Annotated in this window: 18 protein-coding genes; 10 read left to right on the forward strand and 8 right to left on the reverse strand. The window is 39.6% G+C overall.

The annotated features are described in order from the left end of the window. The first annotated feature begins 36 nt into the window (after nt 1-36). Entirely contained in the window at nt 37-636 is a 600-nt protein-coding gene (locus ASG01_RS10880) for a nitroreductase family protein (protein ID WP_055863530.1), read from the forward strand. A 26-nt stretch (nt 637-662) separates the two neighbouring features. On the opposite strand, the gene murI is transcribed toward ASG01_RS10880, so the two are convergent. The 6 genes from murI to ASG01_RS10910 form a co-directional block, all read right to left on the reverse strand. Continuing rightward, nucleotides 663-1493: a glutamate racemase gene (murI, locus tag ASG01_RS10885; RefSeq protein WP_055863531.1), complete on the reverse strand. Its 831-nt coding sequence runs from the start codon at nt 1491-1493 to the stop codon at nt 663-665. Between the two features lie 62 nt (nt 1494-1555). Further along, nucleotides 1556-3232 (reverse strand): S8 family serine peptidase, encoded by a 1677-nt coding sequence (locus ASG01_RS10890; protein ID WP_055863532.1) that lies wholly within the window; start codon nt 3230-3232, stop codon nt 1556-1558. 69 nt (nt 3233-3301) lie between these two features. Continuing rightward, nucleotides 3302-4426, reverse strand: coding sequence for a radical SAM family heme chaperone HemW (hemW, locus tag ASG01_RS10895; protein WP_082498350.1), 1125 nt, complete (start codon nt 4424-4426; stop codon nt 3302-3304). Between the two features lie 55 nt (nt 4427-4481). Next, nucleotides 4482-5432: a PorP/SprF family type IX secretion system membrane protein gene (locus ASG01_RS10900; RefSeq protein ID WP_055863533.1), complete on the reverse strand. Its 951-nt coding sequence runs from the start codon at nt 5430-5432 to the stop codon at nt 4482-4484. 51 nt (nt 5433-5483) lie between these two features. Beyond that, a complete protein-coding gene (locus ASG01_RS10905) occupies nt 5484-6539 on the reverse strand; it encodes an RluA family pseudouridine synthase (RefSeq protein WP_055863534.1) in 1056 nt (351 codons plus the stop codon). Nucleotides 6540-6611: 72 nt separating this feature from the next. Next, nucleotides 6612-7712 (reverse strand): PASTA domain-containing protein, encoded by a 1101-nt coding sequence (locus ASG01_RS10910; protein WP_055863535.1) that lies wholly within the window; start codon nt 7710-7712, stop codon nt 6612-6614. 154 nt (nt 7713-7866) lie between these two features. Between ASG01_RS10910 and ASG01_RS10915 the strand changes: the two genes are divergently transcribed. From ASG01_RS10915 to ASG01_RS10925, 3 genes are read left to right on the forward strand one after another with little or no spacing between them, the layout of a single operon-like run. After that, complete coding sequence (locus ASG01_RS10915; RefSeq protein ID WP_055863536.1) at nt 7867-8853, forward strand: D-alanine--D-alanine ligase; 987 nt, start codon at nt 7867-7869, stop codon at nt 8851-8853. Nucleotides 8854-8913: 60 nt separating this feature from the next. Then, a complete protein-coding gene (gene coaD, locus ASG01_RS10920) occupies nt 8914-9384 on the forward strand; it encodes a pantetheine-phosphate adenylyltransferase (RefSeq protein WP_055863537.1) in 471 nt (156 codons plus the stop codon). A gap of 51 nt (nt 9385-9435) precedes the next feature. Next, complete coding sequence (locus ASG01_RS10925; RefSeq protein ID WP_055863538.1) at nt 9436-10068, forward strand: trimeric intracellular cation channel family protein; 633 nt, start codon at nt 9436-9438, stop codon at nt 10066-10068. Nucleotides 10069-10114: 46 nt separating this feature from the next. Here ASG01_RS10925 and ASG01_RS10930 read toward each other — a convergent pair whose 3' ends face one another. Then, nucleotides 10115-10681, reverse strand: coding sequence for a hypothetical protein (locus ASG01_RS10930; RefSeq protein ID WP_055863539.1), 567 nt, complete (start codon nt 10679-10681; stop codon nt 10115-10117). Between the two features lie 78 nt (nt 10682-10759). Next, complete coding sequence (locus tag ASG01_RS10935) at nt 10760-11257, reverse strand: dihydrofolate reductase (RefSeq protein ID WP_055863540.1); 498 nt, start codon at nt 11255-11257, stop codon at nt 10760-10762. 75 nt (nt 11258-11332) lie between these two features. Here ASG01_RS10935 and ASG01_RS10940 point away from each other — a divergent pair, with 75 nt between their 5' ends. The 6 genes from ASG01_RS10940 to ASG01_RS10965 are packed head-to-tail and all read left to right on the forward strand — an operon-like array spanning nt 11333 to nt 16126. After that, a complete protein-coding gene (locus ASG01_RS10940) occupies nt 11333-11941 on the forward strand; it encodes a LemA family protein (protein ID WP_055863541.1) in 609 nt (202 codons plus the stop codon). Continuing rightward, entirely contained in the window at nt 11942-12370 is a 429-nt protein-coding gene (locus ASG01_RS10945; RefSeq protein WP_055863542.1) for a TPM domain-containing protein, read from the forward strand. Continuing rightward, a complete protein-coding gene (locus ASG01_RS10950) occupies nt 12351-13145 on the forward strand; it encodes a TPM domain-containing protein (RefSeq protein WP_055863543.1) in 795 nt (264 codons plus the stop codon). The genes ASG01_RS10945 and ASG01_RS10950 overlap by 20 nt, the downstream gene beginning before the upstream one ends. Nucleotides 13146-13156: 11 nt before the next feature. After that, a complete protein-coding gene (locus ASG01_RS10955; RefSeq protein ID WP_055863544.1) occupies nt 13157-13678 on the forward strand; it encodes a TlpA family protein disulfide reductase in 522 nt (173 codons plus the stop codon). A 21-nt stretch (nt 13679-13699) separates the two neighbouring features. Further along, nucleotides 13700-14224, forward strand: a complete 525-nt coding sequence (locus tag ASG01_RS10960; protein ID WP_055863545.1) for an NAD(P)H-dependent oxidoreductase — start codon at nt 13700-13702, stop codon at nt 14222-14224. After that, entirely contained in the window at nt 14225-16126 is a 1902-nt protein-coding gene (locus tag ASG01_RS10965; RefSeq protein WP_055863546.1) for a monovalent cation:proton antiporter-2 (CPA2) family protein, read from the forward strand.

Consider the following 16126-nt stretch of genomic DNA (forward strand, 5'->3'; position numbering starts at 1 on the left):
GATGTGAACACTCAACACCTTTAAAATAAATTACAAATGAATTTTCTTGAAAAAATGAAAAAGCGCTATGCTGTAAAAAAGTACAACGCTGAGCAAAAAGTAAGTGATGAAAAATTAGCACAATTAAAAGAGATTTTGCGTCTCAGTCCGTCGTCGATCAACAGTCAGCCGTGGCATTTCGTGTTCGTGAAAGATGAAGAAATCAAAGCCAAACTGGCGAAAGCTTCGATGACCAATGAAGAAAAAATCAACGAGAGCACTGCATTGATTGTCTTTCAGGTCTACAAAGAAACCGCGGAATTTGAGAATCACATCAAAGAAAATCTTGCAAAAGAAGCCGTAGCCTATTATGATAAAATGGTAAAACCTCATGGTGAAGATTTTATCCGAACATGGCTCACAGCGCAGGTCTACCTCGCAATCGGCGTCGCACTTACAGCTTGTGCCGAGATGGAAATCGATGCAACGCCAATGGAAGGCATTGAACCGGAAAAGTATGATGAGATTTTAGGTGAGGAGAAATTCAGAACTTTGGCGGCGATGTGCGTCGGTGTAAAACATGAGGAAGATAAAAATCATCCTGACAGAACGCCGAAAAGCCGACTTCCGCACGAAAAAGTTTTTACCGAAATCTAATAATTTAAGAATTGCTTCGGGAAAATCTACAGAACTTTAAATTCTAAGTCGATGGTTTTTCCGAAGAATTTTTTTGATATTTTCTCAAAGTTTTTGGTAATATCTGAAAGGTAAAAATGATAATTCGGCTTCGGGTTGTGCTTATTCAGCAAATTATATTTATCTAAAATCGTCGAAAGATGATTGGCTACAATATTTGGTGAATCGATTACTCTCACGCGGTTTCCGTAATACTGCTTGATTTCGTCAAGTAATAAAGGATAATGTGTGCAGCCTAAAATCAGCGTTTCAATATTTTTGAGTTTGCTGTTACTGAGATAGTTGTAAATAATTGCATGCGTGATCGGATGATTTTTAAATCCTTCTTCAATCGCGGGAACCAATAGAGGCGTCGCGAGCTCGTCCACTCTTATAAAACGGTTATTCTTGCGGATGCTCTTCTTATACAGACCGGAATTTACCGTCGCTTTAGTCGCAATCACACCCACATTATTGTGAATTTCAAAGGCCACTTTTTCAGCAACAGGATTGATTACATCAATCACGGGAACTTTTCCGGCAACTGAATGAACGACATCCTGAAGCGCATTTGCTGTGGCTGTATTGCAGGCAATCACAATTGCTTTGCAGTTTTGAGACAGCAGAAAATTGGTAATCTTTGTAGAATATTCTATGATCGCTTCCTTCGATTTTTCGCCGTAGGGAAGATGCTTGGTATCGCCAAAATAGATCAGATCTTCGTTAGGAAGCAGTCTTTTGATTTCTTTGGCGACGGTGAGACCACCTACTCCGCTATCAAAAATACCGATCGGCTGACTGGGAGAGAGATGAGAATAATTCTGTTTGTGGGTCTTCAAAATATAGTTTTTGATGATGCAAAAATAATTTAAATTTTAACATCAAAAAAGCATCTCAGAAATTAAGGTTTAACGGTAATTTTATAGATTTTGCTGAAGTCACCTTTTTTAATGGTGAGGATGTAACTTCCTGCAATCAAATCTGAAACTGGCACTGTATTTTTCCCTTGCTTTAAAACAAGGTGTTTTTCACCAATTATTCTTCCGTCAAAAGTAATTATCTGAAGATCGGCACTTCCCGTTAGTTTATTTTCATTCACAAAAATCTCAAGCTGATGGAATCCGACTGGATTTATAACTGATAATCCCGTTGCTTTTAATGCTTCATTTTTTACCGCTAAAACCAACGGCGAACTCAGCGCACTGAAGGCATTTACCCTTCCATAACCGTGATATTTATCAAAGCCAAAAGTATCTTCGGATGGCAAACCTTTTTGATCTTCTGCCGTAGACTGCAGAATACTTCGCACCTGTGCAGGTGTAAGTGAAGGATTTTTAGAAAAAATAAGCGATGCGATACCAGCGACAAGTGGTGTCGCCTGAGAAGTTCCTCCCCAATATGAACTGTAAGAATTGCTCGTATCGAAGCCCAAACCGTAGATGAAATTTCCCGGCGCAACGACATTAATATGATTTCCGTAATTACTGCCGGAAGTTGCACTCCAGAAAAACGGCTGCGTTCTTTTGTCGTTTGCGTCAGTCGAGCCTACAGCAATCACGTTGTCGTAGAGCGTCGAATAAGCCGCCGGATAATTGGCAACCTCGTTATTATTATTCATCATACAGACCACCAAAAGCACCTGACTGTTTTTCAGACTTAAAATAGCATTTGACAAAACAGAAGAGGATGAAGTTCCTCCAATCGACATAGAAATAACTTTCGCGCCATTTGCAGCCGCATAATACATGCTGTTTGCCATGTTCGCATAATTCCCGGAATTGGCCGAATTTAAAACTTTCAGCGGCATTATTTTGCTGTTCCAGTTAACGCCGGTGTAGCCTTTAGAATTGTTTGCGATGCTTCCGATAATTCCTGTACAGTTGGTTCCGTGCCCGTGATCATCCGACGGATTATTGTCGTTATTTACCCAATCCCAACCTTGAAAATCGTCAATCAGACCGTTGTTATCGTTATCAATTCCGTCTGGGATTTCTGACGCTTTGTTCCAGATCCTCGCCTGAATATCTTCATGTGTGAGGTTCAGTCCACTGTCGGCAACAGCAATAATCAGGTTTGGATTTCCGGTTTCGATATCCCATGCAAGTTCCATATCGACGTCTGCATCAAGAGTCGTTGTCATGCCTGTCTGCAGGAAATTTCCTGTGTTATACAAACCCCATTGTCTGTTGAGAAAATAAGTATCATTTGGAATGTTTAAATTTTCCTCAGCAGCTTTCACACCGGCACCGTGCGAGATAAAATTCGGCTCTACAAAATCTATATTGGATAGCAGCTGATACGTTTTCTGTAAAAGCAAAACATCAGAATCGCTTTTGAATTCCAAAAGAAACGTTTTCGTTGCATCAGAATTTCCGATGGGTAAAATCCTTTTTAATTCATGGATTCGGTTTAAAGAATCTAAGGATTTATAACCAGTTTTCAGCTGCGTGAAATTTATTTTTTCGCCTTGCGTAACCTCATTTTTTATTTTAACCAATAACTGATTTCTTTCGAATTCCTGCGCAGAAACTCCAGTTAAAATAAATATTGCTACAACAGACAGTAGATTTTTCATCATTAAATTTTACTTAGATATTGCTGATAAATTTATACAAAAAACCGCACATCTCAATCAACCTAATTAAATTTATACCATGAAAAGATCAGAAGCAATTCCGTCAGCTGAAAACCATTTTTCTTCCGGAATTTTGAGATAATTGTTTTCAATAACCAAAGACTCTGAATAAATTTTTGACTTAATATTCATAATTAATTTCTCAAAAATATCAGCGGAGAAATCAGTTTTTAGGCGATCCATTGAAACTCCTTTTTTTGTTCTGAGACCAATCATCAGCATTTCATTGAAATGTTCTTTTTCTGTCAGAATTTCATGCTCTTCAGGAAGATTCGAAGCAGCGATCTGATCGATATATTTTTTATTATGGGCAACATTCCAGCTTCGGCGGTCGCTTCCATTGAAAGAATGTGCAGAAGGTCCGATGCCAAGATATTCTTTGCCTTCCCAATACGCAGAATTGTGTCTCGAGTGCATTCCAGGTTTTCCAAAATTGGAAATTTCGTAGTGTTCATAACCGTTTTCACTAAGAAAATCGGTCATAAAAATAAATTCGTCATGCTGAACTTCTTCTATGGGACCGACTACTTTTCCGCTGCTGATCCAGCTTTCTAATGCTGTTTTAGGCTCGACTGTTAAGGCATACGCTGAAATATGAGGAATCTCCAGAGCTAAAGTTTTTGCAAGATTCTGCTTCCAGATTTCCAAGTTGGAAGTTGGCGAGCCGTAGATCAGATCGATGCTGATATTACTAAAACCAAAATCCTGAGATCGTTTTATAGAATCTTCTGCTTCGGAGGCATTGTGCGCGCGGTTCATCAGTCTAAGATCTTCATTAAAAAAACTTTGCGTACCAATAGAAAGTCTGTTGACAGCCGTTTTAGACAAACCAGAAAGAAAATTTTTATCCAGATCATCCGGATTCGCTTCCAGTGTAATTTCAATATCAGAACTGAAAGAAAAATATTTTAAAACCTCATCGATTATTGAATTCAGATCATCTGTTGAAAGAATGGAAGGCGTGCCACCACCAAAATATAGAGATTTAATATCACGGTTTTGGAGAAAATCTTTTCTGAGGAAAATTTCTTTTTTAATTGCAGAAACCATTTCATCTTTAAGATTATAAGATGTTGAAAAATGAAAATTGCAGTAGCTGCATTTCTGTTTGCAAAAAGGGATGTGAATGTAGATCATAAAAAAAAGAGCTCTGAAAAATTTCAGAGCTCAAATGTATTTAATTTAAATAAGATTAGTATCTAAATCCTCGGTGATTGATAAAGTTGTCGAAGTTGTATCCAAGACCGATCATGAAGCTGTTTCCACCATACTCCTGAATGTCTGACATCCCAAGGTTGTATGTAGCACCGATCATGAATTTATTGAAACGTACCTTTACAATTGGAGAAATACTCAGCTGCTGGTTATCAAATCTGTTCTGAACACCTCTGAAACTCGCTCCGAAAGAGAACGCATTGATGTCGTTTGAGAATGTTGCCATCAAATTCAAGTCAAGAAGTCTCGTAGAATTTGTATTAAGATTAATCAAAGCAGAAGGTGTGATCGCGATATTGTCTGCAATCTTCCAGTCATATCCTAAGTTTAAGAAAAACTTAATCGGAGAAGGCTCTACGTTGTTTACAATAGACTCGTCGTTACTCAAAGCGATATCGTTTACCGAAACACCACCGAATAAACCTCTGTACGTTGCAGCCAAACCGAAGTTTGCATACACCATAAAGATATTACTCTCATTGCCCTGAAGCAAAGGATCGAAACCGTCTTCTGTATTAATTTTAGAATAATCAAAATTCATATTGTAAAAATTAACACTGGTACCGAAAGAGAACTGATCTTTTCTGTCACCCTCACTGCTTAATGGGATAAAATAAGATCCTCCGACCGTGATACCGTTTGCAGAAATAGGTCCGTTACTGTCTCTGAAGGCAGAAATACCTGCTCCTACTCTGTCAAAAATATTAGCATTAATCCCCACAGACTGTACATTTGGAGATTCGCTGAATTTTGAAAATTGTTGTTGATAATTTAGGTTAAGTTGTACGTAGTCTGTTTTACCGTATTGAGCAGGGTTGAACAGGAACTCACCATCCAGAAGATATTGCTGATAATATGGTAATGATTCTTGTGCTTTGTATGCATTCGACAAAAGAGCTAAACATACGATAGCATATAGTTTTCTCATAACAAATCTTGATTTCAATTCAACAAATATAAAAAAATTCTCAATATATATTTAGTTTTCCAAATAATTTCTCCATTTTTTTACGGCATCTGCCATATCATGTGGCATTGAGCTTTCAAAATACAAATCCTGCTTTGTGGTAGGATGAATGAAGCCTAACGTATGAGCATGCAGCGCATGACGAGGCAGTATATCGAAAACATTTTTTATAAACTGCTTATACTTAGGAAGATTCACTCCGCGGAGAGGCGTATGACCTTCGTAGCGCTCATCATTAAAGAGTGTATGTCCTATGTGTTTAAAATGCGCGCGAATCTGATGCGTTCTTCCTGTTTCCAGTTTACATTCTACCCAGGTCATATATTTAAATCTTTCTAAAACCTTATAATGCGTCACGGCGTGCTTTCCCTGGCTGCCATCGGTGTATGTATGCATCTGCATCCTGTTTTTCGGGTGGCGGCCGATGTGACCGGTAATGGTGCCTTCGTCTTCTTTCATATTTCCCCAGACAAAAGCCCAGTATAATCGGCGTGTTTTCCTTTCAAAAAACTGTTTGGCAAGAAAACTTAGTGCATATTCATTTTTGGCTATCACTAAAAGTCCGCTCGTATCTTTATCAATACGGTGAACCAAACCAACGCGGTCGAGATCAGATTTGGAACCGTTTTTTTCGAAATGAAAAGCTAACGCATTCACCAATGTTTTATCCCAGTTTCCGAAACCTGGATGCACAACCATTCCGGGTTCTTTGTCGACAACCACAAGATCATCATCTTCGTAGACAATATTCACTGGAATATCCTGCGGAACGATAACATTCAGTCTTGGCGGATGCGCTAATAACAGCGAAATCTGATCGCCTGGCTTCACACGGTAGTTCTGCTTTACAATCTGTCCGTTTACAACTACATTTCCGGCGCGGCAGGTTTGTGAAATTTTATTCCGTGAAGAATTCTGTCTGAAATTCTGAAGAAATTTATCAATTCTTAAAGGTTCCTGTTTTGGATCTACCGTAATATTCACATGCTCGTACAGACCTTTATTTTCATCCATTTCGGCTTCGCCGGCTTCAGAAAACTCGTCAAATTCATCCTGTTCGTCTATCATGGCTGCTGTATATAAAAGGCTCCAACAGAAAGTTGAAGCCTGATTTTATTTAAAATTATTATTCTTTTAAAATTAATTAACCACTTTTTTGGCTTTTGGCTTATCAGCAGTGGTTTTTGTTGCGTTATCGACAGACTTGACAGGAGTTTTCGTTATATCGGTTTTCGTTGCTGCCGGCGTTGTCTTAGCTGGTGTAGCAGCGGTTTTTGTCACGTCATTTTTCATTACCGTTGTCGTTTTTGTTATCACCGGAGACACTTTTGTCGCGTCTGCTTTAGGTACATCTTTTCTTGGTGCAGGAATGACCGGCTCATTGATAGGTTCAGGAATTACCGGAACTTCTTCATACCGTATCGGCGCAAGCGTCGTATCAATTTTCATTCGGTACATCGAATTCAGCTGATCAATTCTTAACCTCATCTCGGCTGGTGTTTTTTTACTTGCCCAAAGGTCAATCTGCATTCCCTGATCCCGCGCATCACCTGAAGCCGGATCCTGATAATAGACAATGTTAGAATCGTCCTGTCCTCCATCTTCATGCTCCACAACACCCACTTCAAAAAGATTTCTGCCAATCACCGCTTTCGCTTCACCTACTGTTAATCCTACAAGATTTGGAATGACAATATTTCGCATAGGCCCGGAACCTACGACTACATCAATAACTGAGAACCGAGGAATTTTGGACCCAGGTTTTATAACATTTCCTTTAAATAAAATTCTTAAAACCGCATCTTTTTGTATGCTCGGCTCAAAAATCGTATCGCCAACCTTCAAACCAACCTGATCCAAACGCTGAAATGCCAGACCAGAATATTTATTGATTACATCCGGAATCGCCACCGGAGCCCAGCTTTTAGGATTAACTTTAATGGTAATTGCACGCCCGTTTTTCACACGCGAACCTGGCGACGGAGAAACCTGTAAAACCTGTAGCGGTCGGAATCTAGGATCATATTTAAAGCTGTCGACTTCATAATCGAGGCCAGCGTCATCTAAAATTCTTACCGCATCGTGAATAGATTTATTCACCACATTGGGCACAGGAATTTCCTGTCCGTGATTGGTATGATACTCCAGCCAGCGGAAAGTGAGATACACCAAACCAATGAAAACGCCGATGGCGAGAAGAAGATTTGCAAGAACTTTCCAATTGAAAAGCGATTTAAGCATAGTATAAAATACTTGAATTATACGGCAAATATAGCTATTAATTTTATATTGCACTTTTGGGCAGCAGAGAATTCGTGCGAGTTTCAAAAATTTTAAAATCAGCATTTCAGATGTTTTAAAATCATTAAATTTGCCCGTATCGATACCAAATTTTATGAGCAAAAAACACGTAGCCGTGGTAATGGGCGGCTATTCTGACGAGTATAAAGTCTCGCTGAAAAGCGGTCAGCTGATTTTCGATTCGCTGGACCGCGATCTCTACCATGTCTACAAAGTCATTATTTTGAAAGACGAATGGTTTTTCCTAAGTGAAAATGATGAAAAAACAGCCATTGATACAGGTGATTTTTCGGTAAATCTTGAAAACGGCGAAAAGCTCAAATTCGACGTCTGCTTTAATATCATTCACGGTTCGCCGGGCGAAAACGGAATTCTGCAGGCATACTGGGACGCGATCGGACAAAAATATACCGGCTGCGACTTTTACCAGAGTGCGCTTACTTTTAATAAAAAAGACACGCTGGCTGTGCTTTCAAAATACGGAATTCCTTCTGCGAAAAGTATTTATTTAAGAAAAGGTGATGAGATCGACGAAGAAAATATCATCAGCGAACTGAGCCTGCCACTTTTCGTAAAACCCAACCAAAGCGGTTCTTCTCTCGGTATCTCGAAAGTAAAACAGCAGTCTGAACTGGCTTCTGCGATTGAAATTGCATTTAAAGAAGATGATGAAATATTAATTGAAAGTTTTCTCGACGGGATGGAAGTTTCTGTCGGTGTCATCGATTTTAAAGGCGAAACCATTGTTCTCGGCATTACGGAAATTGTTCCGCAAAACGAATTTTTTGATTACGAAGCCAAATACGAAGGCGCATCCGAGGAAATTACACCGGCCAGAATAGATGATGAAACAAGAATAAAAGTTGAAGAAATTTCGAAAAAAGCATACGAATCTCTTGGCATGAGCGGATTTTCCCGCAGCGAATTTATCCTGATGAACGGGACGCCATATATGCTTGAAATGAATACCAACCCGGGATTTTCTCCCGCGAGTATTCTTCCTCAACAGGCAAAAATCTACGGTATTTCTGTAAAAGATCTTTGCGGTAGTGAGGTTGAAAAGGCTTTAAATAAAATTTAGAAATTCGAATTTTGGGTTTAAAGCTCTTCATTATAATTAATAACTTATAATTATCTACGCATGAAAATTGCTGTTTTCCCCGGATCTTTTGACCCGATTACGCTTGGACACTACGATATTATAGAACGTGCGGCGGCACTTTTTGACAAAGTGATCATCGCCATAGGACAAAATTCGCAGAAAAAATATATGTTCCCGATCGAGAAACGCATGGAATTTATCCAAAATTCTGTCGCAGAATTTCCGAATGTGGAAGTCGATTTTTTTGAAGGTTTAACCGTTGATTACTGTTTTGAAAAAAACGCGCAGTTTATCCTTCGCGGACTTAGAAATCCTGCCGATTTTGAATTTGAAAAAGCCATTGCACATACCAACCGCACTTTGGCGCACCGCAAGCTGGAAACCGTTTTCCTTCTCACCTCTTCGGGGAAATCATTTATCAGCAGCAGTATTGTGCGCGAAATCATCAACCATGGCGGCGAATATGAGCTTCTTGTTCCGGATGCCGTTCGTGTTAAAAAAAAGAAATAGGTATAGGTTTAGAAAATTTTTAACTACCAATTACCTATTACCCAAATAAAAATGCACGAGCAGTTTAATTTTATCATTGAAGTTCTGGGCACGATTTCCTTTGCAATGTCGGGCAGTTTTGCGGCGATGCAGCGGCGACTTGATCCTTTCGGGGTTTTGATTATTGCTTTTGTAACCTCTGTGGGCGGCGGAACGGTGAGAGATCTACTGCTGGATATTCCGGTTTTTTGGATGCATGATCTCCTCACCTGCGGACTTATTCTCGCGACGAGTTTCTTCTCCATGATATTCAAATCGGTAGAAAAGAACTTCAAAGTCACGCTCTTTATTTTCGACAGTTTTGGGCTTGGTTTATTTACCATTATCGGTATACAGAAAGGTCTTGGCGCCGGAATCCACCCTTTAATCTGCATCGGGCTGGGAACGATTACCGGTTGTTTTGGCGGTATCATCCGCGATATTCTTCTTAATAGAATTCCCCTCATTTTCAGGAAAGAAATCTATGCAAGCGCCTGCATCGTTGGAGGTGCAACGTTTTTACTGCTTACCAGTTACAGCGGACTTTCGCACACGATTATTCAGATTTTTACGATTTTGATGATTGTTTCCATCCGCACTTTAGCCGTAAAATACCACTGGCAGATGCCGAAATTTTATGGTTACGAGCAAAATTCTGAAATGTAAATTTATTATAAAAAAAAGCCGCAAATAAAATCTGCGGCTTCATATTTTAAAACTTCCCTCTGTTTCTCATATTGGGATTGTGAATGTGCTTCTGCATCGTCGGCATTTTCAGCTGGTCTTTCAGCATTTTGATCTGGTCGGTCATCATTCCGGCAGAATCGAGGCGTTTGGCTTCATCCAGAAGTTTTTGTCCTTCCTGTCTTCTTCCTCTTGAGATCGCTCCTGCAGCAAGATTTAAAGTCGCCATTGCGCGGTCGTGTTTCATATTTAAACCATAATCGAGCGCTTTTTTCATTAAAGGTTCCACTTTCGTCGGCTGATCCTGCGCCAGAACCAAACCCTGAAGATAATGGAAATATCCGTACTGGTTTTTGTGAAGCTGTGCTTTGTAATCAGTGATGTTATTTAGGAATTTTGAAGCTTTCAACATATCCTGCTTACGCAACTGCCAAAAAGCCAAAAGAATATTTTCATTTTTAAAAAAGAGAAAAATCGGGATCGCAGACAATAAAAAAACCACGATTCCCCAACCGAGATTTCTGGTAAAAAACATCATATAAAGTCCGCCTGCGATCAAAATTGCTGCGACTGCTATTTTTATGTACTTATTCATGCTAAATTTTCGAGGTGTAAAGATAATATTTTTCGGAGCTTTGCCGAAATGGATTAATTAAGAAAATATTAAATCAGATTAAGCTCTCGGCAGCTTTCTTTCATACGTCTGAAAACAGTACCCATACTGATGTTTTTCGTCTTTTTCGTGACATTCTTCTGAAGTTTTTTCCCAGATTTTAAGATCAATTTTCGGGAAGAATGTATCAGCTTCGACAGATGCTTTTACCACAGTAACTTCTAAGCGGTCCGTAAGTTCCATGGTTTGTTCGTAGATATTTCCTCCGCCTATGATGGCAATGTTTTCATCTATTTTTTTGGCAAATTTTAAAGCTTCTTTAATGCTTCCGACAATTAAAATACCTTCCTGAAACCAGTCTTTTTTGCGCGAAACCACAATATTGGTACGGTTAGCTAAAGGTTTTCCTATGCTCTCAAAAGTTTTGCGGCCCATAATAACCGGATGGCCGGTGGTGATTTCTTTAAAATGCTTAAGATCGTTTGGAAGGTGCCAAAGCATTTGATTATCAGCTCCGATGCCGTTGTTCTCGCCCATCGCCACTACAATTGTCGTCATTACTTTTGATTTTCGGCAAAATTAGTACATAATTTGTATATTTACGTAGCACAAAAAATATTAAAAATTTAAACTATGAAAAACAAAGGCTGTTTCAGCGCGGGCACGATTGGTATTGCACTTCTCGTAATTGTCGGAATTTTATTTTTCTGGGGGAAAAGCGGATACAATAATTTCGTTGCCAAAGAACAGATCGTGAATGAAAAATGGTCGAATGTACAGACGGTTTATCAGAAAAGAGCCAACCTCATCCCAAATCTTGAGCGTACTGTAAAGTCGTACTCGAAATTTGAGCAGGAAACTTTAACGCGTGTCATCGAAGCGAGATCTAAAGCAACTTCTATCAACATCGATCCGGCAAATCTTACTGAGCAGGATTTAGAGAGATTTCAGGCGGCACAGGGGCAGTTATCCGGTGCTTTAAGCAGATTGATTGCAGTTGCAGAATCTTATCCAAACTTAAAAGCGGATCAGCAGTACATCAATTTCCAGCGCGAATATATTGCGATAGAAAATAGCATCCGTACAGAAACCGTTTATTACAATGCTTCTGCGCGTGACTATAATACTACGATTAAGCAATTCCCAAATAACATCTTGGCCAACTTTACCAATTTTAAAGAAAAGCCATTGTTTAAAGCAGAAGCCGGAGCAGAAAAAGCACCTGATGTTTTCACAGAATAAATGAGCGGTTACCTTTCAGAAAAAGATGTCGCGTCGCTTGTTGACGCCATAAAATCTGCAGAAGAAAATTCTACAGGCGAGATTCGTGTGCATATCGACAGCAGCACGCACGAAAATCATGCGAAAGCGGCGTACGATATTTTCAATTCTCTTGAAATGACGAAAACCAGAGACCGGAATGCTGTTTTGTTTTATATCAATTTTAAAGCAAAATACCTAACGATCATTGGAGATGAAGGCATTCACAAAAAGGTTCAGCAAAGTTTCTGGGATCACCTTCACGATTTTATCACACGTGAATTTTCTAAAGGAAATTACGGCAAAGCCCTTAAAAGCGCAGTTTTGGAAACAGGCATTGAGCTTAAAAAATATTTTCCCGTAACGGGAAATCATCACAACGAATTGCCCAATGAAGTTACTTTCAGCTAAATATATTTTCTTTTTTTTCGCTCTTTTCTGCAGTATTTTTCTGCGGGCGCAGTATGCGATTCCGGAAAAACCTGCTGTACTTTATCCGGTTTACGATGAAGCCAATCTTCTTTCTGAACAGGAAAAAAGCAGTCTGAATGAGAAATTAATCAAGTTCGCAGATTCTACCTCTACCGAAATTGAGGTGATCATCATTCCTTCTACAAAAGGTGAAGATGTAAATTATCTCGCGACGATGTTTGGTGAAAAATGGGGAATTGGCAAAAAAAATGTTGATAATGGCGTGGTTTTCCTGATCGCAAAAGACGACCGCACCATGTCGATACAGCAGGGCCGAGCGGTGGAACAATATCTTACAGCTTCCGTAGCAGGTCAGATTTTAGATTATATCGTGACACCAAATTTCAAAAAAGGTATGTGGTATAACGGCATCGAAGGCGGTACGAATGCGATTATGGAAGCCGTACAGGGAAAATTCAAGCCTCAGGTTACAAAAAAAAGCAGTAAAACCAATATTACCACTATTGTTATAATCTGCTGCGTGATTTTTATCATTTTGTATATGCTTTTTGGAAAAGGCGGTGATGACGACGATGGTGATTCTACTATTACCCGACGCGGAAGAAAAAGATATTCCGGGGGATTTTTCCCGTTTCCTTTCCCGGGAAGTTTTGGCGGTGGCGGATTTGGTGGCGGAAGTTCAGGCGGAGGCGGTTTTGGAGGATTCGGCGGAGGCGGAAGTTTCGGAGGCGGAGGCGCTTCGGGAGGCTGGTAAAACTTATTACTATGAATAAATCAAATCTGATCAAAAATTTCCCGCTGATTATCCTAATGCTCAGTTTTGGTTTATTTAAATCTCAAAATTCTGAAGCTTTATTTAATTTCCCAGGGTATGATGATATGATTGGAAAAACATTCTCCGTTGAACAATTTTCCAGTACAAACGATGAGAATTTTTCCTTTGAAAATCTTTCAGGAAAACCTACGGTTATTAATTTTTGGTCAACAATCTGCGAGCCGTGTATTGAAGAAATGCCACATCTCAACAATCTTTATCAGGAATTAAAAGATTCTGCGCACTTCATTGGCATAACATTTAGTACAAAAGAGAATGTAGAGAAATTCCTTCTGAAGCACAATTTTTTGTTGGATCTTATCACCAACGCCGATTATAAATTAATTGAGCAAAACCGCATTACTCGTTTTCCGATGACGATAATTTTAGATAAAGATCAGAAGATCGCGTATGTTTTAGGTAAAGTGAATGCAGAAAATGTTGAGCTTATCAAAAAGGAACTGAAGAAATAAATTCTTCAAACCCCAAAAAGTATGAAGAAAACCCTTACTGTTTTTGCACATCCGTATCTTGAGCATTCCAATTCAAATGTAGAATTGATCAACTTTTACGTGCGCCATCAGCATTATACACTGCGCGATCTGTACGAAGAATATCCCGATTTTCATATTGCCGCATTCCGCGAGCGGAAAAGAATTAAAAATTACGACCGTTTTATTTTCCAGTTTCCATTGATCTGGTTCGGAATGCCACCGTTACTAAGACTTTGGATCGATGAAGTTTTCGACCGGAACTGGCTCAATGAAGGCGAAGAAAATCCACTCGAAGGAAAGGAAGTTTTTATCGTCGTGACGACTGGCGGAAAAGAACGCTCATATAGTCGCGAAGGCACCTATCATTATACAGTAGAAGAATTAATAAGCGGCCTCATCGTTTCATTAAAAGTTTTTAAAGCCGTTATTAAAGAGATCGTGATTGTTTACGATGCAAATAAACTGACGAAAAAAGAAATCATCAGGCAAAAACAGCGATTTGCCCAATTACTAAACCAAGAATAAATGGAATCAAGCATAGCAATGAATACACTTCTGTTTCTGGGCGTTGCCATCGTGATGGTTCCGCTGGCGAAGAAACTCGGGTTGAGCTCAGTGATCGGCTACATTTTTGGAGGTATAATTATCGGTCCTTACGTTCTAAAACTCACTGGAGACGTTAATGACATTATGCATGCCAGTGAATTTGGAGTAATTATGCTTCTTTTTCTCGTAGGTCTGGAACTCGAACCGCGCAAGTTCTGGGAAATGCGGAAGAAAATTATTGGACTTGGTTTAACACAGATGGCCTTGACGATTGTCATCTTATTTACAATTTTCATGACGGTTGGCTGGTCTACCAATAAAGCTTTGGCGGTTGCAATGTGTTTTGCTCTTTCTTCTACAGCCATCGTTTTACAGACTTTACAGGAAAAAAACAGTTTCAAAACAGTTTCCGGTGAGGCGTCATTTTCTACCTTGCTTTTTCAGGATATTGCAGTAATTCCCATTCTTGCAATTCTTCCGCTTTTGGCGCATTATAAAGTAAAAACCAACGAGAACGAAGTGCAGGTTTTGATTCAGAAACTTCCTGAATGGCTGCAGGCTGGAACCGTACTTCTCGGCGTTGCCGTTCTCATTCTCCTAGGTAAATATGTTTTCGTGCCTTTCCTTCGCTACGTTTCCCGCGCGGGAATGCCAGAATTGCTTACGGCTTCTTCCCTATTTTTAGTGATTGGAGTTTCAGAATTAATGATTTCGATCGGACTTTCGCCGGCTCTCGGAGCATTTTTGGCAGGCGTAATGCTTGCCAACAGCGAATTTCGGCATGAGTTGGAAGCGCAGATTGATCCTTTTAAAGGTTTGCTTCTCGCCGTTTTCTTTGTCAGCGTTGGTTCAACGATGAATTTTAAAGTCATTGCAGATGATGCTGTGTTTATTTTCTCAACGGTAATTACCGTTTTACTTGTTAAATTTATCGTCCTATACGCTATCGGGAAGTTTTACAAACTTGATAATCCCCAAAGTTTATTTTACGCTTTTGCGCTTTCCCAGGTCGGCGAATTTGCTTTCGTTTTAATTAATTATGCATCAGATTTATATCTTTTTGATACTAAATTAAATGCACAAATGATGGCTGTCACAGCAATCACAATGTGCATAACGCCGTTTTTACTGATTTTTAATGACAATGTTCTCACGCCGAGATTTATCAGAAAAATGCCTGATGAAGAAAGTGATTTCAGTATTCTCGACAGCGAAATCCGCAACAAAAAAATCATCATCGTCGGTTTTGGTCATTTTGGAAGCACTGTTGGAAGACTTTTAAAAGCAAATAAAGTGGCCGCTACTGTTCTTGACCGGGATGCAGACCGAGTGCAGTTGCTGAGAAGTTACGGCTTCAAAGTTTTTTATGGCGACGCGACGCGAATTCCCGTTTTGCGCGCTGCAGGAATTGATGATGCAGAAGTTCTACTACTCTGTCTTGATGCTCCTGATGACAATAAATTCGTTGCCGAGTATGTCCGCGAACACCATCCTAATATTAAAATTTTCGTCCGCGCAAAAAATAGAATTGATGCGTACACCTATTTAAATAACGGTATCGATAATATTTACCGCGAAACTCTGGGAACTGCGGTCGACATGGCGATCGACGTTCTTCACGAGACCGGAATGCGGAAATATTCTGCACGCCGAATGGGAAAACGTTTTATGGCAATCGATAAAGCCTCAATCCGCCGTCTCGCAAAGTCTGACAGCGATGAGGAAATGCGATTGTTCACCACACGCGAACTGCTTCAGCGTGAAGAAGATTTGCTGGCATTTGACAGCCTGAGTTTCGAGGTAAAAAACTGGGAAGAATCTCTGCCCGACGATGACGACGAGCAAGATTCAGATGATGAAATAGGTAAAAACAAAGCCTAG

This window comes from Chryseobacterium sp. Leaf180, assembly GCF_001424585.1.
In the GTDB taxonomy this organism is placed as follows: domain Bacteria; phylum Bacteroidota; class Bacteroidia; order Flavobacteriales; family Weeksellaceae; genus Chryseobacterium.

Excerpts from the sequence above, each read along its gene's own strand:
- ASG01_RS10880 (WP_055863530.1), top strand. The coding sequence starts at position 37 with ATGAATTTTCTTGAAAAAATGAAAAAGCGCTATGCTGTAAAAAAGTAC.
- ASG01_RS10890 (WP_055863532.1), bottom strand. The coding sequence starts at position 3,232 with ATGATGAAAAATCTACTGTCTGTTGTAGCAATATTTATTTTAACTGGA.
- hemW (WP_082498350.1), bottom strand. The coding sequence starts at position 4,426 with ATGATCTACATTCACATCCCTTTTTGCAAACAGAAATGCAGCTACTGC.
- ASG01_RS10900 (WP_055863533.1), bottom strand. The coding sequence starts at position 5,432 with ATGAGAAAACTATATGCTATCGTATGTTTAGCTCTTTTGTCGAATGCA.
- ASG01_RS10905 (WP_055863534.1), bottom strand. The coding sequence starts at position 6,539 with ATGATAGACGAACAGGATGAATTTGACGAGTTTTCTGAAGCCGGCGAA.
- ASG01_RS10910 (WP_055863535.1), bottom strand. The coding sequence starts at position 7,712 with ATGCTTAAATCGCTTTTCAATTGGAAAGTTCTTGCAAATCTTCTTCTC.
- ASG01_RS10915 (WP_055863536.1), top strand. The coding sequence starts at position 7,867 with ATGAGCAAAAAACACGTAGCCGTGGTAATGGGCGGCTATTCTGACGAG.
- coaD (WP_055863537.1), top strand. The coding sequence starts at position 8,914 with ATGAAAATTGCTGTTTTCCCCGGATCTTTTGACCCGATTACGCTTGGA.
- ASG01_RS10925 (WP_055863538.1), top strand. The coding sequence starts at position 9,436 with ATGCACGAGCAGTTTAATTTTATCATTGAAGTTCTGGGCACGATTTCC.
- ASG01_RS10930 (WP_055863539.1), bottom strand. The coding sequence starts at position 10,681 with ATGAATAAGTACATAAAAATAGCAGTCGCAGCAATTTTGATCGCAGGC.
- ASG01_RS10935 (WP_055863540.1), bottom strand. The coding sequence starts at position 11,257 with ATGACGACAATTGTAGTGGCGATGGGCGAGAACAACGGCATCGGAGCT.
- ASG01_RS10940 (WP_055863541.1), top strand. The coding sequence starts at position 11,333 with ATGAAAAACAAAGGCTGTTTCAGCGCGGGCACGATTGGTATTGCACTT.
- ASG01_RS10945 (WP_055863542.1), top strand. The coding sequence starts at position 11,942 with ATGAGCGGTTACCTTTCAGAAAAAGATGTCGCGTCGCTTGTTGACGCC.
- ASG01_RS10950 (WP_055863543.1), top strand. The coding sequence starts at position 12,351 with ATGAAGTTACTTTCAGCTAAATATATTTTCTTTTTTTTCGCTCTTTTC.
- ASG01_RS10955 (WP_055863544.1), top strand. The coding sequence starts at position 13,157 with ATGAATAAATCAAATCTGATCAAAAATTTCCCGCTGATTATCCTAATG.
- ASG01_RS10960 (WP_055863545.1), top strand. The coding sequence starts at position 13,700 with ATGAAGAAAACCCTTACTGTTTTTGCACATCCGTATCTTGAGCATTCC.
- ASG01_RS10965 (WP_055863546.1), top strand. The coding sequence starts at position 14,225 with ATGGAATCAAGCATAGCAATGAATACACTTCTGTTTCTGGGCGTTGCC.